The following is a 24,819-nucleotide window of genomic DNA, read 5'->3' as shown; positions in this document are numbered from 1 at the left end:
AACGAGACTTCTAAAAAGTATCGTGCTTAATAGATAAGGACTTGTTCTCCAACGGACCTTCTCATATGTCAGCGGCACAGGGTGATCGGCGTGAAGTATCAGAGCAAAATCGGTTAGCGGCAATATCAAACCTTACTTATTTATCGAGTGCACAGAGGCAGCAAAGCCAAGTCGTTATTATTGTTGAGCGTAAAGAAGACTGGGCGTCTTATTTTCCATCAGACGATGTGATGAGTGCCCAGGAGTATCTCGAGCAACCCCTTGAAAGCGAGGCGGGCAAGCGTGTTCAGGTTATTAATCTGTGTCGGAGCTACAAGTACCTAGGACACGGGTATTACTGCTCATTGCTGGCAGAAGCACGCGGCCATAAAGTTATTCCGTCTGTGCGGACCATCAGCGAGTTGACCCGAAAATCACTGTACAGCCTCGCGCTGGATGACTTGGACAAGGCGCTGGACAAAGCACTGAACAACCACCTTTATAGTAATACCGAAGGATTCACGCTCACTCTTTACTTTGGTAAAACCAACCTTGAGCCCTTGCAGGAACTGGCCCGGCAAATTTTCGAAATATTCCCATGTCCGATCCTCCTGGTGGAGTTCCGTAAAAGCAATAGTTGGCACATTGAGGGGATAAAGCCTGGCGTCTTGCAAAAGCTACGCGAAGACCAGGAGGATCAATTTGCCAACTCGCTGGACAGTTTCAGCCGCAAGATCTGGCGAGTACCGCGGTCACCCCGCGTGGCCCGTTACGACCTGGCCATATTGCATGACCCACAAGAATCGTTGCCGCCTTCCAATGCCAAGGCACTGGAAAGCTTTATCAGGGTGGGCAAAGGCCTGGGCATTGATGTCGATCTGATCGAAAAGAAAGACTACTCGCGAATCGCCGAGTATGACGCCCTGCTGATTCGCGAAACCACCAGCGTGGATAACCACACCTATCGCTTCGCCAAGAAGGCGGAAAGCGAAGGCCTGGTGGTGATGGACGATCCCACTTCAATCCTGCGCTGTACCAACAAGGTGTACCTGACTGATCTGCTCAAGAGCCATCAATTGGGTATGCCGGCAACCGAGATTCTCTACAAGGAGCGACCGGAAGACTTCGAGCGAGTCGGTGAACGCCTGGGCTTTCCATTAGTGCTGAAGATTCCCGATGGTTGTTTTTCCCGTGGCGTAATCAAGGTTGAAAGCCAACAGGCGCTGCTGGATGCCACCGCTGAGCTCTTCGAGCACTCGGTATTGCTACTGGCTCAGGAGTTCTTCTACACCGAGTACGACTGGCGCATCGGCGTACTCAACCGCAAACCGATTTTCGCCTGCCAGTACTTCATGTCCAAAGGTCACTGGCAAATCTACAACCACAAGGCCAAGGGTCAGGACATTAATGGGGAATGCCGCACCTTGGCGGTTCACGAAGCACCGCGGGCGGTGGTGGAGCTGGCGGTGAAGACCGCAAATCTCATTGGAGATGGTTTGTACGGGGTCGACCTGAAACAGTCGGGGGATAAGGTGGTGGTCATCGAGGTTAACGACAACCCGAACATGGACGCGGGCATCGAAGACGCCTACTTGCAGGACGACCTGTATTCCCTGGTTCTGGAAGAGTTCATTCGCCGTCTTGAGCTGAAACGTCGCGGTCAGGCCTGGTGAATACTTGATCCGCTACACGACCTGCAAGACACTGACTTCCTCTGTCAACAACGCCATAGGTCAGACGTGATCAAGAGTTTTCTGCTCGCCAACGGGGCGCTGGTACCGGTTGAACAGCTCAATGCTGATGTGATGTTGTTCAGTAATCCCGATGCGGCAGAACGAGATCTGTTGCGCAGCGAGTTCAAACTGGACGATCACGCGCTGGCTTCGGCACTGGATCCGGACGAAGTCTCACGCATCGAATTCCATCCGGATAACCTGTTCTTGATCTGGAAGCGTCCGGAAAGTTACTCGGGCGGAGATAGCCTGGCCTTTGAGGTCTCATCGTTCGGCTTGCTCTTCTCTAAAACACGCTTGCTGATAATCGCGACTGACGACTCCCAGTTGAGTGGATTGGGGCAGCGGCACCCCTTGCACACAACGCAAGATGTGCTGCTGGACATACTGTTCAACAACCTCCACCACTACCTGGGCCACCTCAAGGTGATCAAGATGGTGGCTCGCGAGCTGCAGCAGAGATTCAACGCCTCGATGGAGAATCGACATCTGGTCCAGATGTTTAACCTCAGCGAAAGCCTGATCTACTACATCAATGCGATTCACAGCAATGGCGCTGTCCTGACTCGGCTGCGCAACCATGCGGAAAAAGAGCACTTCAGCGTCGAGGCGATTGCGCTTATCGACGATTTGATCATCGAAAATACCCAGTGCAACAAACAGGCGGAAATCTACTCCAGGGTGTTTGCCGGCTTGATCGACGCACGCGGCAATTTGATGAACAACACCATGAACAACCTGTTACGCAAACTGACGCTGATCAATGTGGTTTTCCTGCCTCTCAACCTGATCGCCAGCATTGGTGGCATGTCCGAGTTCAGCATGATGACCTCAGCCGTTCCCTGGTGGATTGCCTATCCGCTTTTTCTCACAGGAATGGTTGTAGCCGGGGGCCTGATGGTTATCGCGCTCAAGCGTCTGACGCGTGGTTCATCCAGCATGAATGGCCCGCATTGAACGAGCCCCTCTGGATACTCGATGACTCCTTTACATCTCGACCTGTGTGCCCAGCTCTATCACCCGGTTCAACGGCAACTTGAAGTACTTCAGGTTGCTATTGGCGTTCTTCAGCAAAAACGCGAACAGGGTTTCTCGCCAACGGGCCATTCCGATGCGCTTGGTCGGGATCACCGTCTCCCGGCTGAGGAAATAGGTGGTGCGCATCGGACTGAAGTCCAGTTCAGCCAAGTGACAGAGACTCAAGGCCAAGGGGACATCGGGCTCCTCGATAAAGCCAAAGTGCAGACTGACCCGGAAGAACCCTTCCCCATAGGCTTCAACCTCAAACCGTCGGTCAGCACTCACACGAGGGCTGTCTTCGGACACCACTGTGAGCAATACCACTTGCTCATGCAAAACCTGGTTATGCAGCAGGTTGTGCAGCAGTGCATGAGGAACAGCATCTGTCCTGGCCGTAAGAAACACGGCCGTACCTTGCACCCGATGGGGAGGCTGCGTACGGATGCTGGCGATGAATAGAGGTAGAGGAAGTGCGGTTTCATCCAGCCGCTCAACAATAATCTTTCTGCCCCGCTTCCAGGTCGTCATCAAAATGAACAGGCTGATGCCGGCAATCACCGGGAACGCGCCACCCTGAAAAATTTTGGATGCATTGGCCGCGAAATACAGACCGTCTACCAGCAAGAATCCGAGCAGCATCGGGATGGCCAGCCAGCGCGGCGTTTTCCACAGGAGCAGGACGACGGCCGAGGACAAGATTGTCGTGATCAACATGGTCCCCGTCACAGCGACGCCATAAGCTGCGGCCAACGCACTGGACGACTCGAAACCAATCACCAACAGCACGACGCCCACCATCAACGCCCAGTTAACCGTACCGATATAGATCTGTCCCTGTTCCTGGCTGGAGGTGTGCTGGATAAACATGCGAGGGACGTAACCCAACTGGATGGCCTGGCGAGTCAGGGAAAAAGCACCGGAGATCACGGCTTGAGAGGCGATGATGGTGGCCAGTGTGGAGAGCGCGACCATCGGTAAAAGTGCCCATTCAGGCGCCAGCAAATAGAACGGGTTGCGCACGGTCTCCGGGTTTCCCAGGATCAGGGCGCCCTGGCCAAAGTAATTGAGCACCAAGCCGGGCAACACGAGAATGAACCAGGCGCGAGCAATGGGCTTGCGGCCAAAGTGGCCCATGTCGGCATACAGTGCTTCAGCACCGGTCAATGCCAACACCACGGCGCCCAGAATGGCCACGCCAATCCCCGGATGCACCACAAAAAACTGCACTGCCCACGCAGGATTGAGCGCCTGCAGAACTTCCGGTCGTTGCAGGATGCCGTAAATGCCGAGCGCACCCAGCACCATGAACCACAGCACCATGACCGGGCCGAACAGGATGCCGATACGCGCCGTGCCATGTTTTTGGATCAGGAACAGCGCTATCAGGATGACCACGGACAGCGGAACGACCCACTGTTCGATTCCATCAAACGCAAGCTGCAGCCCTTCGACCGCCGAGAGCACCGAGATGGCCGGGGTGATCATGCTGTCCCCGTAAAACAGTGCCGCGCCGAAGAGCCCGAGCAATACCAGGACCCTGCTCATTTTGGGAAACGGTGCCGCAGCCCGACGTGCCAATGCGGTCAAGGCCATGATGCCCCCCTCACCCTGGTTGTTGGCGCGAAGGATGAACAGCACGTACTTGATCGAGACGACCCAGATCAGTGACCAGAAGATCAACGACAGAATACCCAGTACACCGTCCTGGTTGGCCTGGACGCCGTAGTGACCGGCGAACACTTCCTTGAGTGTGTAAAGCGGGCTGGTGCCAATGTCCCCATAAACCACGCCCACCGCGGCAACTAGCAAGCCCACTCCTGATGTTTTGGCATGGGAGTCTTCATGGGCGGGAATCGCTGCTTCGCTCAAGGGTTGCGTCTCTCAAATTACGGGGGGAAGTGTATGCCATCCTTGAGCAATACGATTTGCCAAGGCCATTGGAAATGCAAGGCGCTCGGACGACCTGAAAATCGCGGCCAGTATCGTTGTGGGCCAAAACACCTACCGTAAAAAAACCGTAAAATTTTTACATTCCCCGTTGGTCTGTCATCGTCAGGACTGCGCGTTAACGCCTCCCCATCACGGCAGCTACGCGTTATCGCGCACGCTCTATACCAGCAGCCCAGCTAGGGATCGTGGCAATTTCCAGAGCATTTACGACAGCATCCCGCTAAGAACGGAACGCATCGACCTTGAGTCCAAACCGGCTCATTTTGTTGTACAACCCACCCCGCGACACATTCAGCCGCTGAGCAGCCAGGCGGATGTTTCCGCGTGTGTCTTTGAGGGCGGCGATGATGGCATTCATCTCATGGGTACCAAGATCCGGCGCCATCCGCGGCTCAGGGGCACTTCCCCATATCGATGAGCGCCCTCGCTGCCTGATATCCAGGGCAAGATCGCTCGGCTCGATCAGTTCAGTCATCGCCAGGTTGGTCGCCCGTTCGATGACGTTCTCCAACTCACGGACATTGCCTGGCCAGTGATAGGCGCCAAGCATGTCCAGCGCCGCGGGCGAAAGGTCCTGCATCGACTTGCGTAGCGACCGGGCACATCGCGCAAGAAAATGCCGCGCCAGCAACGGCACATCTTCGCGGCGCATTCGCAGTGGCGGCACCGTCAGGTTCAGCACGTTGAGCCGGTAGTAAAGGTCCTCGCGAAAGGCGCCTTCGGCCACTGCCTGGCTCAGGTTGCGATGGGTGGCGGCGATGATGCGCACGTTGACCCGCAGCGATTTTTTCGCCCCCACCCGTGTCACCTCGCCTTCCTGCAGGACACGCAGCAGGCTGACCTGTGCATCGAAGGACATATCACCGATTTCATCGAGGAAGATCGTCCCGCCATCGGCCAATTCGAACTTGCCTGCCGACCCACCGCGCGCCGCTCCGGTGAACGCGCCTTCGACATGACCAAACAGTTCGCTCTGCACCAGGTCACGGGGAATCGCCCCGCAGTTGACCGCCACAAAAGGCCCGCCACATCGATCGCTGCCATTATGGATGGCCTGGGCGAACAACTCCTTGCCAGTGCCGCTCTCACCGAGGATCAGCGTGGTCGAATCACTGCGACTGGCAACCCGCGCCAGGTGCAGTGCATCCTCAATCGCCTGTGAACGGCCAAGGATGGTTTCGAAGGTGTAGCTGGCCTGGGTGCCAATGATCCGCCGGGTGATTTCCCGGATGCGTCGGTTCTCGCGCAACGACACAATCCGCCCGCCTTGCTCCAGTGGGCAGACCGACACCAGGCAGGCCAGATGGCTGCGGTCGTGCAGCTCAAAGGTGCAGTCCAGGTCGCGCACGCCTTCCCCGCCCGCGAGCAGGACTGCATCGGTCAATTCGCTCTGGCCCAGGCTCTTGAACGGACTGCCGAGCAGGTCACGGCCGACGCGGAACAACTGCCGAGCGTAATGGTTGAGCGCCTTGATGCAGCCCTGCTCATCCAATACCACCAAGCCCTCGTTGAGCACTTCAAGGACTGTTTGTTGTTCTTCCAGCAAGGCTTGCAGCGCCATCTGCCGCGAGACCGCCTCGGCCGCGGCCTGGACCGTGCCCAGCGTATGGAAATGAAACCAGCCGGGCTCTGCCGTCAAGGTCAACATGCCCAGCGTCCGGCCCTGTGCATCGCGGATGGGCGCGGCGGCGCAATGCATGCGGCGCTGACGCAGGCCAAGTCCGAAGTTCTCCTCGGCCAGCACATACACCAAACGGTCCTCGACAATAGCCAGCCCGGTGCAATTGGTGCCCTGTACCGACTCCAGCAATCGACTGCCAATGGGTGTGAGGTCCAGGCCACAGAAATACAAAGTCGTGCCTTCGGCATCGGTCAGGTTGATATGGCCCCTGGGGTTATAGGCGAGCAAACCGCGCATGACTTGCGCCGCCGCGGCGATCAGCACCCGGTTGGCTGCCAGGGTCGCGGTCAGGTCGGCAGGCGCGACAAAACGGTACTCGCCGTCTTCCGGATCGAGGCCGGCATCGACGCTGCGCAACCAGGACTCCCAAATCACCCGGCGGATCCCGGCAGGCCGTTCGGTACCCCCCTGCAAACACGCGCGCCATGCTCCATCCAGCGCAATGCCTGGCCCTTCGTTCAACGACGCAGGGCCCAGCGTGGTGAGGTAGTCACGGTCTTCGGCGCTCAATGCTGCAGGTTGCTGGTTCATATTCGGCCACATGTTCATATTTTCGACATGTCAGTATAGACATGTCATAAAAATGAACATTATTTCAAAAACAAGAAGATAAAAAACCTTAAATATCAATCAGTTAATTTTTGGCACAGCGCTTGCTCCCTGCTTGCACAGACGAGGACATTCTTACCGCCGAGTCGTAAAAACAATAAAGGGAGTCATGTTCATGAGCACATCCAAAACCCTTCGCCTTGGCCTCATCGGCGCCGGCCGCATGGGCAGTTTTCACGGCCTGACCGCCGCCCGGCACATCCCCGGCGCCTGCCTCGCCGCCATCGCCGATCCTACCCCCGGCCAAGCCGCACGCCTGGCGGCAGAACTGGACGTGCAGAAGGTCTATACCGACCCACAGCAATTACTCGATGACCCGGACATCGACGCCGTGCTGATTGTCGCCCCGGCACGCAGCCATGCCGAATTGGTGATCAGTGCGGCCCGGGCCGGCAAAGGGGTGTTCTGTGAAAAACCGATGGCCATCACCCTGGACGAAGCCGACCGCGCCATCGCCGCCGCTGCCGACGCACGGGTAACACTACAAGTCGGCTTCAACCGTCGCTTTGCCAAAAGTTTCCGCACCGCTCACCTGGACGTGGTCGGCGGCCGGATCGGTACGCCACAACTGCTGCGCTCGCTGACCCGCGACCCAGCGCTGAACAACCCGGCCGCCTCGCCGCAATGGGTGATCTTCCTGGAAACGCTGATCCATGACTTCGACACCCTGCGCTACCTGAATCCGGGCGCCGAGGCGGTTGAGGTTTTTGTGATGGCCGATGCCCTGATCGCACCGGCCTACAAGGACAAAGGGTTTCTCGACACCGCGGTGGTCACGATCCGTTTCGATAACGGCGCCATCGCCACGGCCGAGGCCAATTTCCAGGCCGTGTATGGCTACGATGTCCGCGGCGAAGTGTTCGGCAGCGCTGGCATGCTGACCATGGGCAACGTCAACGACTCTGATTTGCTGCGGTACCTGGCCAATGGGGTCCAGGCCGACACCCAGCGCATGGACACCGACCTGCTGCGTGATGCCTATGTGGCCGAGCTCAACCACTTCGTCAGTTGCGTGCGCAGCGGCGAGAAACCGCTGGCCAGCGGTGAAGACGCGCGGGCGGCACTGGCCATCGCCCGCGCCTGTATCGAATCTTTCCAACAGGGCAAAACAGTGCGTGTGCAAGGAGCGCTTTCATGAGTTTCACGCCGTTCAAACTGGCGATCAGCGCCGAGATGGTCTTTCTCGACCTGCCCTTTATCGAGCGGGTCAAACGCATCCGCGCGCTGGGCTTCAGCGTCGAGATATGGAACTGGACGACCAAGGACATTCAGGCCCTCGTGGCGACCGGCGCGGATTTCACCTCCATGACCGGCTACATCTCCGGCAACCTTACCGATCCCGAGGGCATCCAGCACCTGCTCGACAGCGCCCAGGAATCCTTGGCCGTCGCCGCTCAATTGGGCTGCCCCAGCCTGAACCTGCATGGCACCGGCCTGGGTGACCAGGGCTTGCCGGTCAAACCCGTGGCCCAGGCCACCGGCCGCATGTGGTTGAGCGCCTGCAAGACGCTGGAAAAAATCGCCCGCCTGGGCGAAGACGCGGGTCGGGTATTCCTGTTGGAAAACCTCAATACCGAAGTCGACCACCCAGGCACGCCGTTCGCCCGCGCCGACGACACCCTGGCGTTGATCGAGGCCGTGGGCAGCCCGCACCTGAAGATGAACCTGGACCTCTATCACGCACAGATCGGCGAAGGCAACCTGATCGAACTGATCCAGCGCGCCGGCAGCGCCATCGGCGAGATCCAGGTCGCCGACGTCCCGGGGCGCATGGAGCCCGGCACCGGTGAAATCCATTATCCCGCCATTGCCAGGGCCTTGTTCGGCATGGGATACAGCGGTGTCGTCGGCCTCGAAGGCTGGGCCAGCGGTGACAGCGAGGTCGCGCTTGAGCGTTTCCGGCAGGCCTTCACGCTTGATGGATAAAGCCCGCGCCGAATTCAACACGTGCGGCAGATTTTCATCTCTTGGTGACGTACAACTCATAACAACAAAAGGAAAACCATCATGCGTCGTTGCACACTGCTTTTCGCCACCCTGCTATTGCTGTTCAGCCAATGGGCCGCCGCCGACTATCGCATCGGCGTCAGCATCGCCAGGGTCGACGACAACTTCATGACCTACGTGCGTAATGGTCTGGACGAGGCCGCGAAAAAGGAAAACGTGAAGATCCAGTTCGAGGACGCCCAAGGCGATGTGGTGCGCCAACTCAACCAGGTCCAGGGCTTTATCAACCAGAAAGTGGATGCGGTCATTGTCCTGCCGGTGGACACCTCCGCCACGGCCAACATCACCCGCGCCGCGGTCGAAGCGAAGACGCCACTGGTCTACGTCAACCGTCACCCGGACGAGCGCACCTTGCCCAAAGGCGTCGTCACGGTCGCGTCCAATGACATCGAGGCCGGACAGCTGCAAATGCGCTACCTGGCCGAGAAGCTCGGCGGCAAGGGCAACCTTGCGATCATCATGGGCGACCTGGCGCAAAACGCCACCCACGACCGCACCGAAGGCGTCAAACAGGTGCTCAAGGATTACCCCGGGATCAAGATTGTCGAACAGCAAAGCGCCGAGTGGCAGCGCAACAAAGGGATGGACCTGACCAGCAACTGGCTATTGGCGGGCAGTCGTTTCGATGCCATCGTCGCCAACAACGACGAGATGGCCATCGGTGCGGCCATGGCCTTGCAACAGGCCGGCAAAGCCAAGGGCGAGATCGCGATTGTCGGCATCGACGGCTTGCCTGACGGCCTGGCAGCGATCAAGCGTGGGATGCTGGTCGCCTCGGTGTTCCAGGACCCCAAGGCCCAGGCGACCAGTGCAGTACAGGCAGCGCTCAAGATGATCAAGGGAGAGCCGGTGGAAACGGACGTCTGGGTGCCCTTTCAGTTGATCAAGCCTGAGCAGTTGGCGGTGTTTGAACAACATTACAAGTAGCGACACGCTCGGCACTTCGCCGTGGTCCCGGCAAGGGATCAGCGGCGATTTGCACACTCAAATTCTATTTTTATTGAGCAACGCAGCGCGTTACATGAAACGCGCCGGGTCACTGCCCCAGCCGGGCCCAGAACGCTTCGGCAGATTGACTGAGCGGCGCCGATGGACGGGTCAGATGAATTTCCAGCGGTATGTCCCAGCTTTCGTCGAGCGCCCTGACTAAGCGCCCATCCAGCATTTCCTGCTCGGTGAGGCTCTTGGGCAACCAGGCCACGCCTTTGCTTTCCAGGGCCATGGACATCAGCACCGCTGCAAGGTGGCTGCTGAAAAGGGGTTTGAGGTGAAGGTAATCTTCTTTGCCACGCAGCCTGTGGGCGACGATACGCCCCAACCCAGACTCATGGGTGTAAGCCAGGTATGGCAAGGCCGCAGGCGAGGTGCCGAAGTTGGCGGAGGCACTCGCAAGAGGAACAAGAACGTCTTCACCCACCTTCTTGCCGATGAACTGATCAGGGGCCAGTAGCGGTGGAACGTCGGGATGGCGGTGGCAAAGCAGAAACTGAACCTGGCCATGTATCAGCATCTGCTCACAGACAGCCATGCTATCGGAGTGCAGTTGCACAGCCTCGATGGGAGCACCGCTCTCCGAGCTTCGAAGCCACCTGGGAAAAAATGTAAACGACAGGGAATGCGTTGCCGCAAACTGAAGCGACCTGGCAGCCATCCCAGCAACCTCTTGAGCCTCGTTGCGCATTCTGTACAAGCGCCTGGCAGCCTCCTGGGCACTCGGCAAAATTTGCCTGCCGGCTTCAGTCAGTGTCGCGCCTTGAGGCGTTCGAACGAACAATTGCACCCCCATCCAGCTCTCCAGCGAGCGCACTCTGCGACTGAACGCCGGCTGGGTAACGTGCCGCGCTTCAGCCGCCCGAACGAAGCTGCCGTACTCCGCAAGCGCTGAAAAATCCTCAAGCCAAACGAGTTCCAAGGGCCATGCCTCCTGTGCATAGGGTGCGGCATTAATAGCATTGGGCGGGTGACATCGCAAAGCCTAACGTGGGGCCATAAACAACAAGAGGACCCCGCCATGCGCATCGTAGACATTCGTGAAAAAACTGTTTCCATTGCCTCCCCGATTGCTAACGCCTACATCGATTTTTCGAAAATGACGTGCTCGGTTGTCGCTGTCATCACTGATGTGATTCGCGACGGAAAGCCTGTCATCGGCTACGGCTTCAACTCCAATGGACGCTATGGCCAGGGCGCATTGATGCGTGATCGTTTCCTGGCGCGCATTACGGAAGCGGATCCAGACACGCTCATCGACCATGCCAACAACAACCTGGACCCGTTCGCCATCTGGAAAACCTTGATGACCAACGAAAAGCCAGGCGGCCACGGCGAGCGCTCGGTCGCAGTGGGCACCATCGACATGGCCGTATGGGATGCCGTCGCCAAGATTGAAGGCAAACCGCTGTATCGCCTGCTGGCCGACCGTTACCGTAACGGCGTGGCCGATGACAAGGTCTGGGTCTATGCAGCGGGCGGCTACTACTACCCTGGCAAAGACCAGACCAAGCTCAAGGCGGAAATGCAGAGCTATCTGGATCGTGGCTACGACGTCGTCAAGATGAAGATCGGTGCGGTGCCGCTGGACGAAGATATCCGTCGCATCGAAGCGGTACTCGAAGTGGTTGGCGACGGTCGTCGACTGGCCGTCGATGCCAACGGTCGTTTCGATCTGCAGACCGGTATTGCTTACGCGGAAGCCATCAAGAAGTACAACCTCTTCTGGTACGAAGAGGTCGGCGACCCGCTTGACTACGCCTTGCAGGCTGAGCTTGCAAATCACTATGAACTGCCCATGGCCACCGGGGAAAACCTGTTCTCCCACCAGGACGCCCGCAACCTGCTGCGCCACGGCGGCATGCGCCCCGATCGCGACTACCTCCAGTTTGACTGTGCACTGTCCTACGGGCTCGTGGAGTACATGCGCACCCTCAAGGTGATGGAAGAAATGGGTTGGTCTTCCCGCCGCGTAGTTCCGCATGGTGGTCACCAGATGTCCCTGAACATCGCAGCAGGTCTGCACCTTGGCGGTAACGAATCGTACCCGGATGTGTTCCAGCCTTTCGGTGGCTTCGCTGACGGGATCCAGGTGGAAAACAGCTATGTCGGCCTGCCGGATATTCCAGGTGTTGGCTTCGAAGCCAAGTCCGCTTTGTACGCTGTAATGCGTGAGTTGAGCGAAGGCTGATCACCCTCGACCTGCGGTCTCTGTGCAAGGGGCCGCAGCACCAGGCAGGCATCGCCCACCAACGTCAAGCCACATGCCCATCACAAAAATAAAATGAGGTGCTTCCGTGGAATTCTCCAAATCCCGCTGGTATGGCCAGCTGTATGTGCAAGTACTCATCGGCATCGTGATCGGTGCAGCAATCGGTTACTTCCTGCCAGATATCGGAGCCAAGCTCCAACCCTTTGCCGATGGCTTCATCAAACTGATCAAAATGCTGTTGGCGCCCATTATTTTCGGTACGGTCGTTGTCGGTATCGCAAAGATGGGCAGTATCAAGGAAGTCGGCCGAATTGGCGTAAAAGCGCTGATCTACTTCGAGATTCTTTCAACCATCGCCCTGGCCGTCGGCCTTATTGTGGTCAACATCGTGAAACCTGGCGTCGGCATGAACATCAACGCCAGCGCGCTTGATGGAAGTGCCATTAACAAATACAGCCAAGCTGCCAGTGAGCAAGGCGGCGCCATCGATTTCTTTCTCAATATCATCCCGCAAACCTTCATCGGCGCCTTCTCCAATGGCGTCATGCTTCAGATCATCCTGCTTTCGGTATTGATGGGTATAGCCCTGGTTCAAATGGGCGAAACCAGCAAGCCGTTGATCAACACCATTGATCTGTTCCTGCAAGGCCTGTTCAAGGTCGTTGCAATGGTCATGCGCCTGGCTCCGATTGGTGCCGGTGCCGGCATGGCTTTCACTATTGGCAAATACGGGATTGGGACCTTGCTGTCACTCGGCCAATTGCTGGTCGCGCTCTACATCACGACCTTGATTTTCATCGTGGTGGTGCTGGGTTCGGTTGCTCGATGGTCGGGCATGCCGCTGATGCAATTTCTTCGTTATTTCAAAGATGAGATTCTCATCACGCTTGGCACCTGCTCAACCGAAGCCGTGCTGCCGCGAATGATGGTGAAGCTTGAAAAGCTTGGCTGCAAAAAATCCGTCGTGGGCATGGTGTTGCCTACGGGGTACACCTTCAATGCGGACGGCACCTGCATCTATCTCACCATGGCTGCCATCTTTATCGCCCAGGCGACCAATACGCCACTGACCTTTGTGGATCAGATAATTCTGCTGGGCGTATTCCTGCTGACCTCAAAAGGCTCGGCTGGCGTGGCGGGCGCGGGTTTCGTAACGCTGGCTGCAACGCTCACAACCATCCACTCCATTCCCCTGGTAGGCCTGGTTTTGCTCTTGGGCATTGACCGGTTCCTCAACGAAGCGCGAGCCGTTACCAACCTGATCGGTAACGGCATCGGCACCATCGCCATTGCCAAGTGGGACAACTCGTTCGATGTCGAGGCCTGCGAGCGTGAAATCGCCGCCATGAAACACGACAAGGCAGCAAGAAAGGCATTGCTGGCACAAAAGTAATCGGCAAAACGCACCGGTCATGCCGCTTCGAACACGGCATGACCGGTCGTGATGCAGCAGCAGTAATCTTGCGTTTTCGTTTGAAAGACGATCTTGATAGCCGCTCTACTTCCCTGCGGTCACTCAGTTCTGGACGGTTTCTTCTTCAGGCTTTCGGGGCTGCCAGCGCATAGACCATCCATGACCAGGTCCATCAATCTGGCGAGACGTGAGCGCCATTCGCTCTGGGAATCTATTTGCCATATTCCGGCAGTGGCTAGAAAAAAGTCGTCGTGGGTCACCCCGCTACGAATCGTTCCGGCCTTTTCATTTGCCCTCAAAAGCAACTCGGCGGCTGCCTGGACGGGGGCGTATCCCGACTTCCCTGGGAACTCGTAAGTAGAGGCTGCTTGCCGAATCGCGGTCGCAAGTCCGGACTTTGTCATTGCATATTCAACGAGGCAATCCATCCATTCTCGCAGGGCCTCCTTAGGTGGTTTTGTAGCGAGCAGTTGTTCGGCCAGCGAGGCCACTTGCTGCATTTCGAATTGATAAACCTCGAATACCAGCGCCTCTCTGTTGGCGAAATGGCGATAGAACGTGCCCTGCCCCACGCCGGCTTTCTTCGCAATCGCGCTCAGCGGGACCGCAGGATCGAGTGTCAGCTCTGCCACGGCGACCTTCAGAATTCGTTCTCGGTTTTTCTTGGCGTCAGAACGCATCGCCAATTCTTCATTCCTGGGCAAAGTTTTTTCCTTCGCTGCATTGCAAAGCGGACAGTTGTCCGGTAGTTTTTTCAGCAAGTGGACAGCTGTCCGCTTGAATACCCCTACCGGAGTTTACTATGAACAGCACTGGCAACACGATCCTGGTTACCGGCAGCACCTCAGGCATCGGCCTTGGTCTGGCGCTCAGGCTTCACAAGGCGGGAAACAACGTCATCATCGCGGGACGGCGCAAGGCTCTGCTCGACAAGATCGTGTCGGAACATCCAGGTCTTGAATCGGTATTGCTGGACGTCTGCGATCCAAAATCCATCCAGCGCACCAGCGAAGCGCTTGCGATCAGTCACCCGAATCTGAACGTGCTCATAAACAACGCGGGCATCATGCACTGGGAGGACCTGACTGATCCGCAATACCTGGGCACCGCCGAAGATATCGTGACAACGAACTTGCTCGGCACGATTCGCATGGTGTACGCATTCACTCCCCAACTGATCAAGCAGCCCAGTGCAACGATCATCAATGTCAGTTCGGCCTTGGCATTCGTCCCGCTGCCTGCGACACCGACCTACAGCGCAACCAAAGCGGCCGTTCACTCGTTCACTCAAAGCCTTCGCGTGCAACTGGAGGCCTCGTCAGTCGAGGTTATCGAGCTTGCGCCACCGGGTGTGCGCACCACTTTGCTTGGGCAGGAAAATGACGAACACGCCATGCCTTTGGACGAGTTCTTGAATGAAATCTTCGAACTGCTCGAGATCTCTCCGACCCCGCGCGAACTTGTCGTCGAACGCGCCAAGCCATTGCGGCTTGCTGAAGCGAATGGTGCCCATGATGAGATATTGAACATGCTTGCGGGATACAAAGCACCGGCAGAATGATGTTAACCATGTCGGTAGCACCTGCCTCGACGGGGCACCGTTTGTGGGTAACTGAATAGTTTGATAGGCGAGGAAGTCATTGAAATGAAAATCGGAATTATCGGCGCGGGTAACATCGGGGCTACCCTTGCCCGTAAGCTCGCTGCGTGCGGCCATGAGGTCAAACTGGCAAACTCGAAGGCCCCTCGGAGCCTTCAGAACCTTGCCAATGAAATCGGCGTACAGGCGGTAACCAAGGAAGAGGCGGTGTCCGAGGTGGACGTTGTTATCCTCTCGATCCCCTTCGCGAAATACCCTGATCTCAAGCAGACGTTAAGTCATGTTCCCGAGCAAGTCGTCGTCATTGACACATCCAATTACTATCCGGGACGGGATGGGGCAATCAAGGAAGTTGACGACGGCAAACCCGAGAGCGTCTGGGTAAGCGAGCAGATTGGCCGCCCGGTCGTTAAGGCATGGAACGCCCTCCTCGCTGCGACGCTTGCCGACAAAGGCCAACCCGCCGGGTCCTCAACACGCATCGCCTTGCCTGTCGCTGGGGATGACGCCAATGCCGAGGCAATCGCGCAGGATCTCGTCGAGGATACCGGTTTCACCGCGCTTGCCGCTGGCAGCCTTGAGGGCTCATGGCGCCAGCAACCAGGTACCCCTGCGTACTGCACCGAACTCACGTTGCCGGCGCTGAAATCGGCCTTATGTGCGGCTGATAAAACGAAGGCGCCTCAAAACCGGGACGCACTTCTGGCCAAGTTCATGGCGCCCGGCAGCCAGTTCACGCATGAGCAAATTGTTGCCACTAATCGTGCAATGACAGCCTGACTACTGGATCAGGCATCACTACTCCCGCCCCCTGCAATACAAACGAAAAGCCACTATGGGTACCACTGCCTGACTCGGTCCCCCTGTGGGAGCAGGGTCAGCTTGCAGTGATGTTGGATGTACCGACGCTATCGCGAGCAAGCTCGCTCCCACCGGGGTTCTCGGGTGCTCATGGCTGCGTTACGGCAAAATTGTCTCCACCAAGAGCACAGGCCAGCCTTAGCATTACGCAGCGCGATGAAATTTATTGCAGACCCGGATATGCTAATGCGCCATCCCCCCGGCTGGCCTGGCTTGCAAGGAATGCGTCATGGAGTTCGTGGTTCATAGCTATTGCCTGAAAGGCGCACGCCAGGAGCCTTTGCTGCCCCCTGTCACCCTGACACCGAGTTCGTTGACCTTGACGGTCGCCGAACTCATTCGCCTGACCGTGGCCGAACAGATCGCCGCGCTGTCGGTCCAGCACTGCCTGGAACAAGCGTCGATGCGTGAAGTGCTCGATCGCCAATACCTGAGCGAGCGGGAGGTTCTTCGGCAAGCCAGTGAAGGCGCGGTGGTCATGCCTCAGGCCAGCGCGGCTCCAGACCTGGATGTCGGCGTTGAGATCAAACGAGCCTTGAAGGGTTTTGAAGCGCGTGCGTTCCGCGTTCTGCACAACGGCGTCATGCTGCAAAGTCTCGCTGAGACAATCGAATTGAGCCCCCCTTCCACGCTCGCGTTTATCCGCCTCGTGCCGCTGATTGGCGGTTGATCTTCGTCGTTCACTTCCCTCGGATACCCTCATGCAATCACGCCGTCCTGTGCCCGAACAAGCCACACGCCTCGCTGCGCTGCGAGCATTCTGTGATAGCGCGTTGGATGACTATCCCGAGCTCAGCCAATATGACCAATTCGAGCCCGATTTCTGGGACGGCATCGACTGCCTGCGCATAGCCGCTGACTGGGTCAGGCAGCATCCCCAGGAGGGGCCCAAAGCGCTGGCTGATGGTTTTGTATTCCCGACCGTTTGGGACGATCTGGAGGACCGCCGCGATCAACAGCGCTATGGCCTGCAATATCGACTCTGCGATGCTTGGATCACGGCTCACCCGGATGCCTATTCACTGGAGCAGATCTGCGCGCGACTGCAGCACATGCTGCAATTTGCCTTCGAGGACAGTGACTATCCATTGCCCACTGACGAAGATGGCCCGGCCTATTACCGAAGAAGCCCGGATCAGGCCTGGGCCTTGCCTGACGTCCCGGCGTGCATCAATCGCCTGAGCAATTACCCGCCCACCCCGGCCTGGCAGGCCTTCGCCGAATGGTTGCTGGACGGCAGCTGGAACCGCGAGCAGCCCCCTTCAGCGCCCTGTGACGAACAAAGGAAAATCGCCGACGCGTATATCTACGTGCACAAGGAAATCCAGCGCATCGCGCTGGGCCTGCTGGAAGCGGGCCGCCTCGACTACCCTCGCTTCGTCCGGGCAGCCAATACCTGGGGCCGCGCCATGATGTTCTACGCCGACGACACCGGGCTGGACAGCGATGATGTGGACCTGGATCGCTACGCCGAGGAAGCGTTCGACGAGGACGATTCAAACGACGAGGCCCCGGAAGATGAAGGCGTCGATGATGAGTCGTCCCAGAGCGATGAGCCCCTCACTGAAGAAGCTGCTGCGGTGCCCCCTGAACTGGTGAACTTCACCGTTCGTTATGTCGAGGACGCCCTGGCTGGATTGCCCGCTAACGCCGAGAAGCTGGCTGACACCTTCCGTTCGGTAGAGGTGTATCAGACCCGCTGGTTGTTGCAGGCCCTGGCGGTCGTCGAACGACTGGGCATGACGCCGGATAACTTTCTCGACGGATTCGGCTACACGGCCGCGGTGCTCGAACGCTTCCTGTCGCTTCAGGCGTTGCCCAAGCACCCGTCGGAAGAGCTGCTCCCGGCGCTGACCGGCTTTTCCAGAAATAGCCTGCTGACCGCCCTGCCCTACGCCGGACAAGCCAGCCGAGTGGTGCTCGACGCGCTCGGTTGGAGTGATCTGCAAGCCTTCCAGCGTGAATACCTGAACATTGCACTGGCACCTCAGTCCGGCTGGGGCACCGACCTGCCCAATACGCTGGATGAAACCGTGGGTGTGGTGGACCGCTACCTGCTGGACAAGGCACTGGCCGAGGCCAACCCCGACCACCTGCGCGAATACCTCGCGGCGCTCGAACCCTCGCACTGGGCGTTTCCCGAGACGCGTGTGCTGCTCGACGCCTACCAGGGCATCGGTCGACCGGCGCTGGAAAAGAAGTTATCCCGCCACGCACAGCCGGCAATGCGCATCTATGGCCTGCTGCCCGTCACGGGGCCGGACGACGTACGCCAGCGCTATCTGACGCTCAAGAAACTGCACAAAGAGGTGCGCAAATACGGCGCTCAACGCCAGGCCAACTCCCACGCAGCGGTGCAGGCAGGCCTGGAAAACCTGGCGCGTGTCGCCGGTTACCCCTCGGCGATTCGCCTGGAGTGGGCCATGGAATCGCAGATCGCCGAATCCGCGCTGACGGCCGCCACCATCGATGGCTATGACATCACGCTCGTCATCGACGGCTTGTCGCCCTCGTTGCACATCTGCAAAGCCGCAAAGACACTCAAGACCGCACCGCCTGCGGTGCGCAAAAACCCAGACTTCATCGCCCTCAAAACGCAGCAAACCCAGCTCAAGGAACAGATCGCGCGCTTCTGCCGCACCCTGGAAGCGATGATGAGCAGCGGCGAAACCCTGGCTCTGGACGACCTGAAGCCGCTGTTGAAAATGCCCGCGGTTCGCCTGCTGCTCGAACAGCTGATTGTGCAGGCCGACGACGCTGCGCTGGGCTGGCTCGATGCCGCAACGCTGACGGTGACTGACCTGGAAGGTCGCCAATACGTCGCTGAAAGGACTCTGCGTATCGCTCACCCTTTTCATCTATTCACGGCCGGACAACTGTCGGCCTGGCAGAAAGAAGTGGTGACCCATCGCCGCGTGCAGCCGTTCAAACAGGCCTTTCGCGAGCTGTACCTGTTAACTCCTGCTGAGCGAGACACCGGCCTGTGGTCCAACCGCTTTGCCGGTCACCGCCTCAAAGGTAAAGTCGCCGCCCGGTTGCTGCAGGTCCGCAACTGGTCGACCTCAAGCGTCGAGGACATCTACTACGAGAGCAAAGAGCACGGCATCTTCGCCCTGTTCAACTTTCTGGACACCGGCCATTACCTCTCGGAAACAGAACACTTTACCTTCGACACGATTGCGTTCTACCGCGACCACAAAGCCCTACCCCTTGAGCAAGTACCACCGCTGCTGTTCTCGGAAATCATGCGCGACGCCGATCTGCTGGTCTCCGTGGCCCACACCGCGGACGACTACAGCACCAGCCAAGAAACCGTGCAACGACGCGCCGAACTGGTCGGTGAGTTGATTCAAGGGCTAGGGCTGCGAAACGTTAAATGTGAAGGACATTTTCTGCACATTACCGGCCAGCGTGCGAACTACCGCATTCACCTGGGCAGCGCGGCCATCCATATCGAACCTGGCAACTACCTGTGCATCGTGCCCGCAGGCAGCAGCTCCACGGAGTTCTACCTGCCGTTCGCCGACACCGACAGGAAAATGGCCGAGGTGCTGAGCAAGATGTTTCTGCTGCTGGACGACATGAACATCACCGACAGCCTGATACTGGAGCAGATACAGCGCGGCGGCTGATCTCGGCGCTCACCGATTACTCAGCGGCGCATCAAGGGGAATATCGAGGATAAAGGTTGCGCCCTGTCCGGCCCCGTCGCTGCGCACGGTCAAGCTGCCACCCATTTCCTGCGCGGCCAGCGCGCAGCTGTGCAGGCCGAAACCGTGACCGTCCTTGCGCGTCGTGAAGCCATGGGAAAAGATCCGCGCCAAGTGCTCAGGCGCAATCCCATTGCCGTTGTCGGCCACCGCGATACGCAATACTGCCCCGTCAGCGAGAGACACGCTGAACGTGACGCATCGGCTGCGATCGATCACGCCGTCCAACGCCTGCTTGGCATTGTTGATCAGGTTCACCAGGATCAGCAGCATCCGGTGCCGGTCCAGGGGCAGCAGGGGCAAGTCGGCAATGTCCTTGACCACCGTCACTTCCTGGCGCGCCAGTAATCCAGCACTCATGCGCAAGGCATCGTCGATCAACTCTGCGACCGGCACTGTCTCGACAATACTGACGGCGACGGCATAGGACTGCTGGGCAGCGACAATGGTCTTGATGTGGTCAATGCCCTTGGTGAGTTGCACGAGTTCTTCGATGATGCCCTCTTGCTCTTGCGCCACCACTTTCGCCAGCTTGAGCAGGTAATCGGGCAGCATCTTTCCCTTGTGGTCTTTGGTGAGAAAATCGCTCAGGTCATGGACGTGTTCGCTCATCATTTGCGCCACCTTGCCCAGCCCCTGGGCTTTGGAGGTGCGCATCTGGCTGCTGACCAGTTCTGCCGATACGTTCACGCTGTTGAGGACGTTGCCGACGTTGTGCAGCACAGTCGTGGCGATTTCGGCCATGCCCGCCTGACGGGATTTTGCATTCAGTTCGGTTTGCACCTGGCTCATGCGCAACGCCGCGCGTACGCGAGCCTTGAGCTCCAGCGGCGAGAAGGGTTTGGCGATATAGTCATCGGCGCCACTCTCCAGCCCGGAGACGCAGGCCTCGCTACCGCCGCGGGCGGTCACCAGGATCACGGGCAAATGGGCAAAACCGGCGCTGGCCTTGATCCTGGCTGTCAGGCCGAAGCCGTCGAGCTTCGGCATCATCACATCCGAGACGACGACATCGATGGGGTGGAGCTGCAGGAGTGCCCAGGCCTGCTCTCCATCAGTTGCGGTGGCGACGCTGTAGTCGTCGCGCAACAGCTCGCGGAGATAGCCAAGCATTTCCGGACTGTCGTCGACTACCAGCACCTTGGATCGCAAGGCGTGTTCCGGGTGCTGCTCGTCGTCTGCGCCTTGCGTCGTAGCTTGATCGTTGCGACCGCCAAGGCGACCGTCGTCGAAACGCAGGTGGCGCTGCTCGGTTGTGCTTGCTGTGCTCGGTGACGATCGCTCGTGCATATTGCTGGTTTCGGTCGGTACGGTGTTTGGCTCTGCCCCCAGCGGCAGTCGAACAAAGAAGCACGAGCCCTGCCCGGGCTCGCTGTTGACGCCGACTTCGCCCCCCATCAGTTTGACCAGATCCTTGACCAGGGCGAGACCGATGCCGGTGCCGCTGTAATGGCGCGTGGCGGAATTGTCGATCTGGGAAAAACGCTGGAACAGCAACGGCAGTTTGTCAGGCGCAATGCCAATCCCCGAGTCTTGCACCGCGAGCTCGAATCGCTCGCCATCAATCGCGGTCACTGCCAGGTGTACGGTGCCGCCAGCGGGCGTGAACTTGATGGCATTGCTCACCAGGTTGAGAAGAATCTTCTCGAAGTGCCGGGGGTCCAGGAACACCGTGCCAAGTGTGGGATCGATGCTGCAGGTCAAGGTGCAGCCTTTGCCCTCGGCCACCATGGCGGCATCCTCGGCCAGCACACCCACCGTCTTGCTCAAGTCAACTGGCATCGGACACAACTCGAACTTGCCCGCTTCGGCCTTGGAGAAATCGAGGATGTCGTTCACCCGGTTCATCAGGCGCAGCGCGTTGCGTTGGGCGCGGTCGACTTGCACATGCCAGTCCGCAGGCGGGGTGGTCGCCGCCGAGAGTTGCTCCAGGGGAGCGAGAATGAGGGTCAGGGGGGTGCGCAGTTCGTGGCTGACCGTGGCCACGAAATCGCTCTTTGCCTGGTTGGCCGTCTCGGCCTGGTTGCGCGCCTGAATGAGTTCGATGGCCTGCGCCTCCAGCACCTCGGTCTGGTGGTGCAGCGTGTCGGTCCGCTCGGCGACCATTCTCTCCAAAGAGGCCTGGACTTGCTGTCGCTCGGCTTCGGCCTCGGCCTCCAGCACCCGGATGCGCAGGGCATTCTCCTGGAACACCCGTACGGCGCGGGTCATGATTCCAATCTCATCGCCGCGTTCGGCGCTGGCGATCTCGGCGTTCAGGTCGCCGGCCGCAAGCCGACGCATGACCGAGGCCAGGGCCACGATGGGCTGGGCGATGAATCGCGACGTGCTCCAGGCGATGGCGCCGGCCAGCAGGATGGCGACGGTACCGGCAACGATCGTCGCAAGCATGCCGCGATCATTGTGGATCAAGGCGTCGGAGCGCGCCTGGCCAGCGAAGCGCGCCACCAACAGGCCGGCGCTTCGTGCCTCGTTGCGAACCTGGTCGCGCGCGCCGCTCAAGGCGTTGCTCGCCTGATTAAACCGGGCGAATGCCGCCCGGTAGCCGGCAATTTGGTCGCTGACAGTCAGGGGGGTAGCCTTGGCTTGCAACCCCACGGACGAAGGAAGAACGCGCGCGAGACGGGAGAGCTCGTCGAGGATGCCGCCGACCGAGCCGGCAACCTCGGCCGACGGTGACAGGCGAAACGACAAGGTCTGCGCCTCCAGGGTGGCAACACGTTCGGCGAAACGCTTGGACAACGCGGCTGCGTTGTGCAACAAGCCGGTTGCTGCCTGAATGTCATTTTCGTCACGGGAAACATGCTCGTCCACTTCACCCAGAATGGCATCGAGGCGCTCGACCACACCCTCGACAGCGGCCAGATGCCGCAAAGCCTCGTCGCCCCGGAGCTTGGGCGCCTCGCCAAGGTGCTCGACCGCCTGGCTGACACCAGCGACCGCCGTCGCCAATTGGTCCAAAGTCGCTCGCTCCTGCGGCGCCTCCATCCACTCGCGCAATTGCTCGACCACCGGCGGGAGTGCCGCGCAGGCGTTGCGCGCCGCGGTGACGGCCGCCCCATCACCGGACACCAGCACCTTGGCCACATTGACGATGATGATCCGCTCGCCGTCGCGCAGGATATCCAGAATGCGATGGGCACTTTCGATGCCGCTCACCCGCGCCTCGTGCTCAGCGGCGCGGGCATCAATCCCCTTCAGTCCATCGGCGATGCCCTGTTCGACGAGGATCGTCGCCTCTCGCATCCGCCCATAATGGGCTGTCATGTTCTCCGTTTCGCCATCCATGGTCAGGGTCGCCGCTCGCAGGGTGGCGATTGCCGCGGCGAGCCGTTGCAGACTGCCCTTGAGCGATTGCGCCTCTGCCACCGGAATGGCGGTGAGGCCGGCGATAGCCGTCGCCACCATACCTTCGGCCTGGGACAGGCTTTCCTGGTCGCGGGTGGCGATGAAGTTTTCCACCCGCCCGGTGGCCCCGTTGACCGAGGCCAGAATTTCCGCGGAATGGCTGGCGGAATCCACCGCACGCACCATGCCTCGCAGGCCATAGAGGTTCACGAGCGATACCACCAGCATCAGGAACACCAGCGCGGCGACCGCCAGGCCAATCCTGACGGCAATGGGCCTGTCCGTGGAGGATTTGAATGTCAACATGGCGCCACGCCTCCTCGCTCCACGCCTGCCACTACTGCTTCGTCACCTCCGGCAAAGGCTTCGGCGCCGCCACATTGCTGATGGCCGCGTCGATCATCGCCGCAACGGAAGCCTGGCTGTAGAGAGGATTGGCAGCGCCGCCCACCGGCATCGTGGCGAGCCAGGTGTCCAGGTCTTTCGCATCGATGCGTACCAGCGGTACCTCGACGAACTTCGGCACCTGCTTGCCCGCCAGAATCTGCTGGGCCACCCAGAAACCCACCTGGGAGACGCTCGGGGAAGCGGAGACCGAAACGGTCTCGTAGCCATTGGCATCGCGCTCCTGTTTCCACAGGGCGAGTTCGTCCTGACGGTTCCCCATCACGATGATCGGCAAAGGGCGTCCCGCCGCCTTGAACGCCATGGCCGCGCCATAACCGTCGCCGCCCTGAGTCGCGACGGCATCAATGCTGGGCAGCGACGGCAGCGCCAGCGCCACCTCCTTGCGTGCGACAGAAGCCGTCCAGTTCCCATATACAGTCTTGGCGAACTTCAGGCCTGGATAGTCGCCAGCGGCCTTGCGAATGCCGTCGCTGATGTTCTTGTCGGTGGCATCACCGGCAATGCCGCGAATCTCCAGCAGCGTTCCGTTCCCCTTGAGGCGCCCGGCGATATAGTCCATTTCCACGCGGCCCATGGCGGACCAGTTGTAGTCCACGGTATAGGCGCAGGGTTCGGTGACCAGGCTGGCCATGACGACCACCACGATGCCGGCGTTGCAGGCATCGCGGATCACCCCGTTGAGGGCCGTGTCGGACGCGGCCAGGATGACGATGGCGTTGGCACCCTTGACGATCATGTCCTGGATATGGGCCGCTTGTTCCGATGCCGAGTTATTGGCACTGATCACCGGAGCCTCGCGGATCAAGCCATCCTTTTGCGCCTGGACCGCAATCTCCTGCCAGTTGCGCACCATCACTTTGCGGAAATCGCTGCCCGCGTAAGAGTTGCTGAAGGCAATGCTATAGCTTGCGGTAGGGCCGCCGGCGATGCCGCCGTCGGCAGCGTGGGCTGGAGTGACAGCAACCAGCGCCAGCCCGGTCACGCAGCCGGCCAAGCGCCAGAAGATTTTGTGAGTGTTCGAAATGCGCCGATGGACACGCGTTACCAGACTGCGCATTCGACCATTCAGATAATAGAACCGGGCATGAAGAATCAGACACATACAGACTCCTTTCCTTGGTGGACGACAAGTGAAACCAGTACATTGCCTGCAGTGGCAATGAGCATAGTCTCAACGTGCCCGCTTCGCGCGGCCATGGAAGGATTTCAGCCAACTGAGCGCCTCACAAGGTCATACCGGGCTACAACACCTGGGTAAGCGAACGCGGGCCGGTGCTCAATATCGTCGTCCGCCCCG

Annotated in this window: 16 protein-coding genes and 3 pseudogenes; 11 read left to right on the top strand and 8 right to left on the bottom strand. The window is 59.1% G+C overall.

Annotated elements, in window-relative coordinates; all coding sequences use genetic code 11:
* Positions 1–65 precede the first annotated feature (65 nt).
* Positions 66–1,652 (top strand): RimK family protein, encoded by a 1,587-nt coding sequence (locus LOY50_RS11490; RefSeq protein ID WP_253473610.1) that lies wholly within the window; start codon positions 66–68, stop codon positions 1,650–1,652.
* 66 nt (positions 1,653–1,718) lie between these two features.
* Positions 1,719–2,669 (top strand): magnesium transporter CorA family protein, encoded by a 951-nt coding sequence (locus LOY50_RS11485; RefSeq protein ID WP_214509220.1) that lies wholly within the window; start codon positions 1,719–1,721, stop codon positions 2,667–2,669.
* 30 nt (positions 2,670–2,699) lie between these two features.
* Here LOY50_RS11485 and LOY50_RS11480 read toward each other — a convergent pair whose 3' ends face one another.
* Together LOY50_RS11480 and LOY50_RS11475 are read right to left on the bottom strand one after the other, a co-directional pair.
* A complete protein-coding gene (locus LOY50_RS11480; RefSeq protein ID WP_258690897.1) occupies positions 2,700–4,601 on the bottom strand; it encodes a potassium transporter Kup in 1,902 nt (633 codons plus the stop codon).
* A gap of 301 nt (positions 4,602–4,902) precedes the next feature.
* Positions 4,903–6,894: a sigma-54-dependent Fis family transcriptional regulator gene (locus LOY50_RS11475; protein ID WP_258690896.1), complete on the bottom strand. Its 1,992-nt coding sequence runs from the start codon at positions 6,892–6,894 to the stop codon at positions 4,903–4,905.
* 193 nt (positions 6,895–7,087) lie between these two features.
* Here LOY50_RS11475 and LOY50_RS11470 point away from each other — a divergent pair, with 193 nt between their 5' ends.
* The 3 genes from LOY50_RS11470 (at position 7,088) to LOY50_RS11460 (ending at position 9,906) form a co-directional block, all read left to right on the top strand.
* Positions 7,088–8,110, top strand: a complete 1,023-nt coding sequence (locus tag LOY50_RS11470; RefSeq protein WP_258690895.1) for a Gfo/Idh/MocA family oxidoreductase — start codon at positions 7,088–7,090, stop codon at positions 8,108–8,110.
* Positions 8,107–8,898, top strand: coding sequence for a TIM barrel protein (locus tag LOY50_RS11465; RefSeq protein WP_258690894.1), 792 nt, complete (start codon positions 8,107–8,109; stop codon positions 8,896–8,898). The genes LOY50_RS11470 and LOY50_RS11465 overlap by 4 nt, the downstream gene beginning before the upstream one ends.
* Positions 8,899–8,979: 81 nt before the next feature.
* Positions 8,980–9,906, top strand: coding sequence for a sugar ABC transporter substrate-binding protein (locus LOY50_RS11460; protein WP_253473595.1), 927 nt, complete (start codon positions 8,980–8,982; stop codon positions 9,904–9,906).
* Between the two features lie 109 nt (positions 9,907–10,015).
* On the opposite strand, the gene LOY50_RS11455 is transcribed toward LOY50_RS11460, so the two are convergent.
* Positions 10,016–10,891 carry a LysR family transcriptional regulator gene (locus tag LOY50_RS11455; protein ID WP_018600329.1) on the bottom strand — a complete coding sequence of 292 codons (876 nt, stop codon included), beginning with the start codon at positions 10,889–10,891 and terminating at the stop codon, positions 10,016–10,018.
* 99 nt (positions 10,892–10,990) lie between these two features.
* On the opposite strand from LOY50_RS11455, the gene LOY50_RS11450 reads away from it, so the two are divergent.
* Together LOY50_RS11450 and dctA are read left to right on the top strand one after the other, a co-directional pair.
* Positions 10,991–12,160, top strand: coding sequence for a mandelate racemase/muconate lactonizing enzyme family protein (locus LOY50_RS11450; RefSeq protein WP_253473592.1), 1,170 nt, complete (start codon positions 10,991–10,993; stop codon positions 12,158–12,160).
* A gap of 106 nt (positions 12,161–12,266) precedes the next feature.
* Positions 12,267–13,574, top strand: coding sequence for a C4-dicarboxylate transporter DctA (gene dctA / locus LOY50_RS11445; RefSeq protein ID WP_258690893.1), 1,308 nt, complete (start codon positions 12,267–12,269; stop codon positions 13,572–13,574).
* A gap of 119 nt (positions 13,575–13,693) precedes the next feature.
* On the opposite strand, the gene LOY50_RS11440 is transcribed toward dctA, so the two are convergent.
* On the bottom strand, positions 13,694–14,275 hold the full coding sequence (locus LOY50_RS11440) for a TetR/AcrR family transcriptional regulator (RefSeq protein WP_253478486.1): 582 nt from the start codon (positions 14,273–14,275) through the stop codon (positions 13,694–13,696).
* Between the two features lie 122 nt (positions 14,276–14,397).
* Between LOY50_RS11440 and LOY50_RS11435 the strand changes: the two genes are divergently transcribed.
* From LOY50_RS11435 to LOY50_RS11420, 4 genes are all read left to right on the top strand, one after another.
* Entirely contained in the window at positions 14,398–15,156 is a 759-nt protein-coding gene (locus LOY50_RS11435) for an SDR family oxidoreductase (protein ID WP_258690892.1), read from the top strand.
* Positions 15,157–15,219: 63 nt separating this feature from the next.
* On the top strand, positions 15,220–15,975 hold the full coding sequence (locus tag LOY50_RS11430) for an NADPH-dependent F420 reductase (protein ID WP_258691225.1): 756 nt from the start codon (positions 15,220–15,222) through the stop codon (positions 15,973–15,975).
* A 310-nt stretch (positions 15,976–16,285) separates the two neighbouring features.
* Positions 16,286–16,726, top strand: a complete 441-nt coding sequence (locus LOY50_RS11425) for a hypothetical protein (protein WP_258690891.1) — start codon at positions 16,286–16,288, stop codon at positions 16,724–16,726.
* A gap of 31 nt (positions 16,727–16,757) precedes the next feature.
* Complete coding sequence (locus LOY50_RS11420) at positions 16,758–19,688, top strand: DUF4132 domain-containing protein (protein WP_258690890.1); 2,931 nt, start codon at positions 16,758–16,760, stop codon at positions 19,686–19,688.
* Between the two features lie 9 nt (positions 19,689–19,697).
* Here LOY50_RS11420 and LOY50_RS29095 read toward each other — a convergent pair.
* The 4 genes and pseudogenes from LOY50_RS29095 to LOY50_RS11410 form a co-directional block, all read right to left on the bottom strand.
* Positions 19,698–20,039, bottom strand: a pseudogene (locus LOY50_RS29095) (ATP-binding protein); the annotation flags it as partial.
* A gap of 519 nt (positions 20,040–20,558) precedes the next feature.
* Positions 20,559–20,894: pseudogene (locus LOY50_RS29090) on the bottom strand (response regulator transcription factor); the annotation flags it as partial.
* 213 nt (positions 20,895–21,107) lie between these two features.
* Positions 21,108–22,157, bottom strand: a pseudogene (locus tag LOY50_RS29085) (sensor histidine kinase); the annotation flags it as partial.
* Between the two features lie 1,294 nt (positions 22,158–23,451).
* Positions 23,452–24,624, bottom strand: a complete 1,173-nt coding sequence (locus LOY50_RS11410) for an ABC transporter substrate-binding protein (protein ID WP_253473570.1) — start codon at positions 24,622–24,624, stop codon at positions 23,452–23,454.
* Positions 24,625–24,819: the final 195 nt, after the last annotated feature.

The sequence above is a fragment of the Pseudomonas sp. B21-010 genome, from assembly GCF_024749325.1.
In the GTDB taxonomy this organism is placed as follows: Bacteria; Pseudomonadota; Gammaproteobacteria; order Pseudomonadales; family Pseudomonadaceae; genus Aquipseudomonas; species Aquipseudomonas kilonensis.
Note: the sequence above shows the minus strand (reverse complement) of the source record. Positions and strands in the feature narration are given on the sequence as shown.

Excerpts from the sequence above, each read along its gene's own strand:
- LOY50_RS11490 (WP_253473610.1), top strand. The coding sequence starts at position 66 with ATGTCAGCGGCACAGGGTGATCGGCGTGAAGTATCAGAGCAAAATCGG.
- LOY50_RS11475 (WP_258690896.1), bottom strand. The coding sequence starts at position 6,894 with ATGAACCAGCAACCTGCAGCATTGAGCGCCGAAGACCGTGACTACCTC.
- LOY50_RS11470 (WP_258690895.1), top strand. The coding sequence starts at position 7,088 with ATGAGCACATCCAAAACCCTTCGCCTTGGCCTCATCGGCGCCGGCCGC.
- LOY50_RS11465 (WP_258690894.1), top strand. The coding sequence starts at position 8,107 with ATGAGTTTCACGCCGTTCAAACTGGCGATCAGCGCCGAGATGGTCTTT.
- LOY50_RS11460 (WP_253473595.1), top strand. The coding sequence starts at position 8,980 with ATGCGTCGTTGCACACTGCTTTTCGCCACCCTGCTATTGCTGTTCAGC.
- LOY50_RS11450 (WP_253473592.1), top strand. The coding sequence starts at position 10,991 with ATGCGCATCGTAGACATTCGTGAAAAAACTGTTTCCATTGCCTCCCCG.
- LOY50_RS11440 (WP_253478486.1), bottom strand. The coding sequence starts at position 14,275 with ATGCGTTCTGACGCCAAGAAAAACCGAGAACGAATTCTGAAGGTCGCC.
- LOY50_RS11435 (WP_258690892.1), top strand. The coding sequence starts at position 14,398 with ATGAACAGCACTGGCAACACGATCCTGGTTACCGGCAGCACCTCAGGC.
- LOY50_RS11425 (WP_258690891.1), top strand. The coding sequence starts at position 16,286 with ATGGAGTTCGTGGTTCATAGCTATTGCCTGAAAGGCGCACGCCAGGAG.
- LOY50_RS11420 (WP_258690890.1), top strand. The coding sequence starts at position 16,758 with ATGCAATCACGCCGTCCTGTGCCCGAACAAGCCACACGCCTCGCTGCG.
- LOY50_RS11410 (WP_253473570.1), bottom strand. The coding sequence starts at position 24,624 with ATGTGTCTGATTCTTCATGCCCGGTTCTATTATCTGAATGGTCGAATG.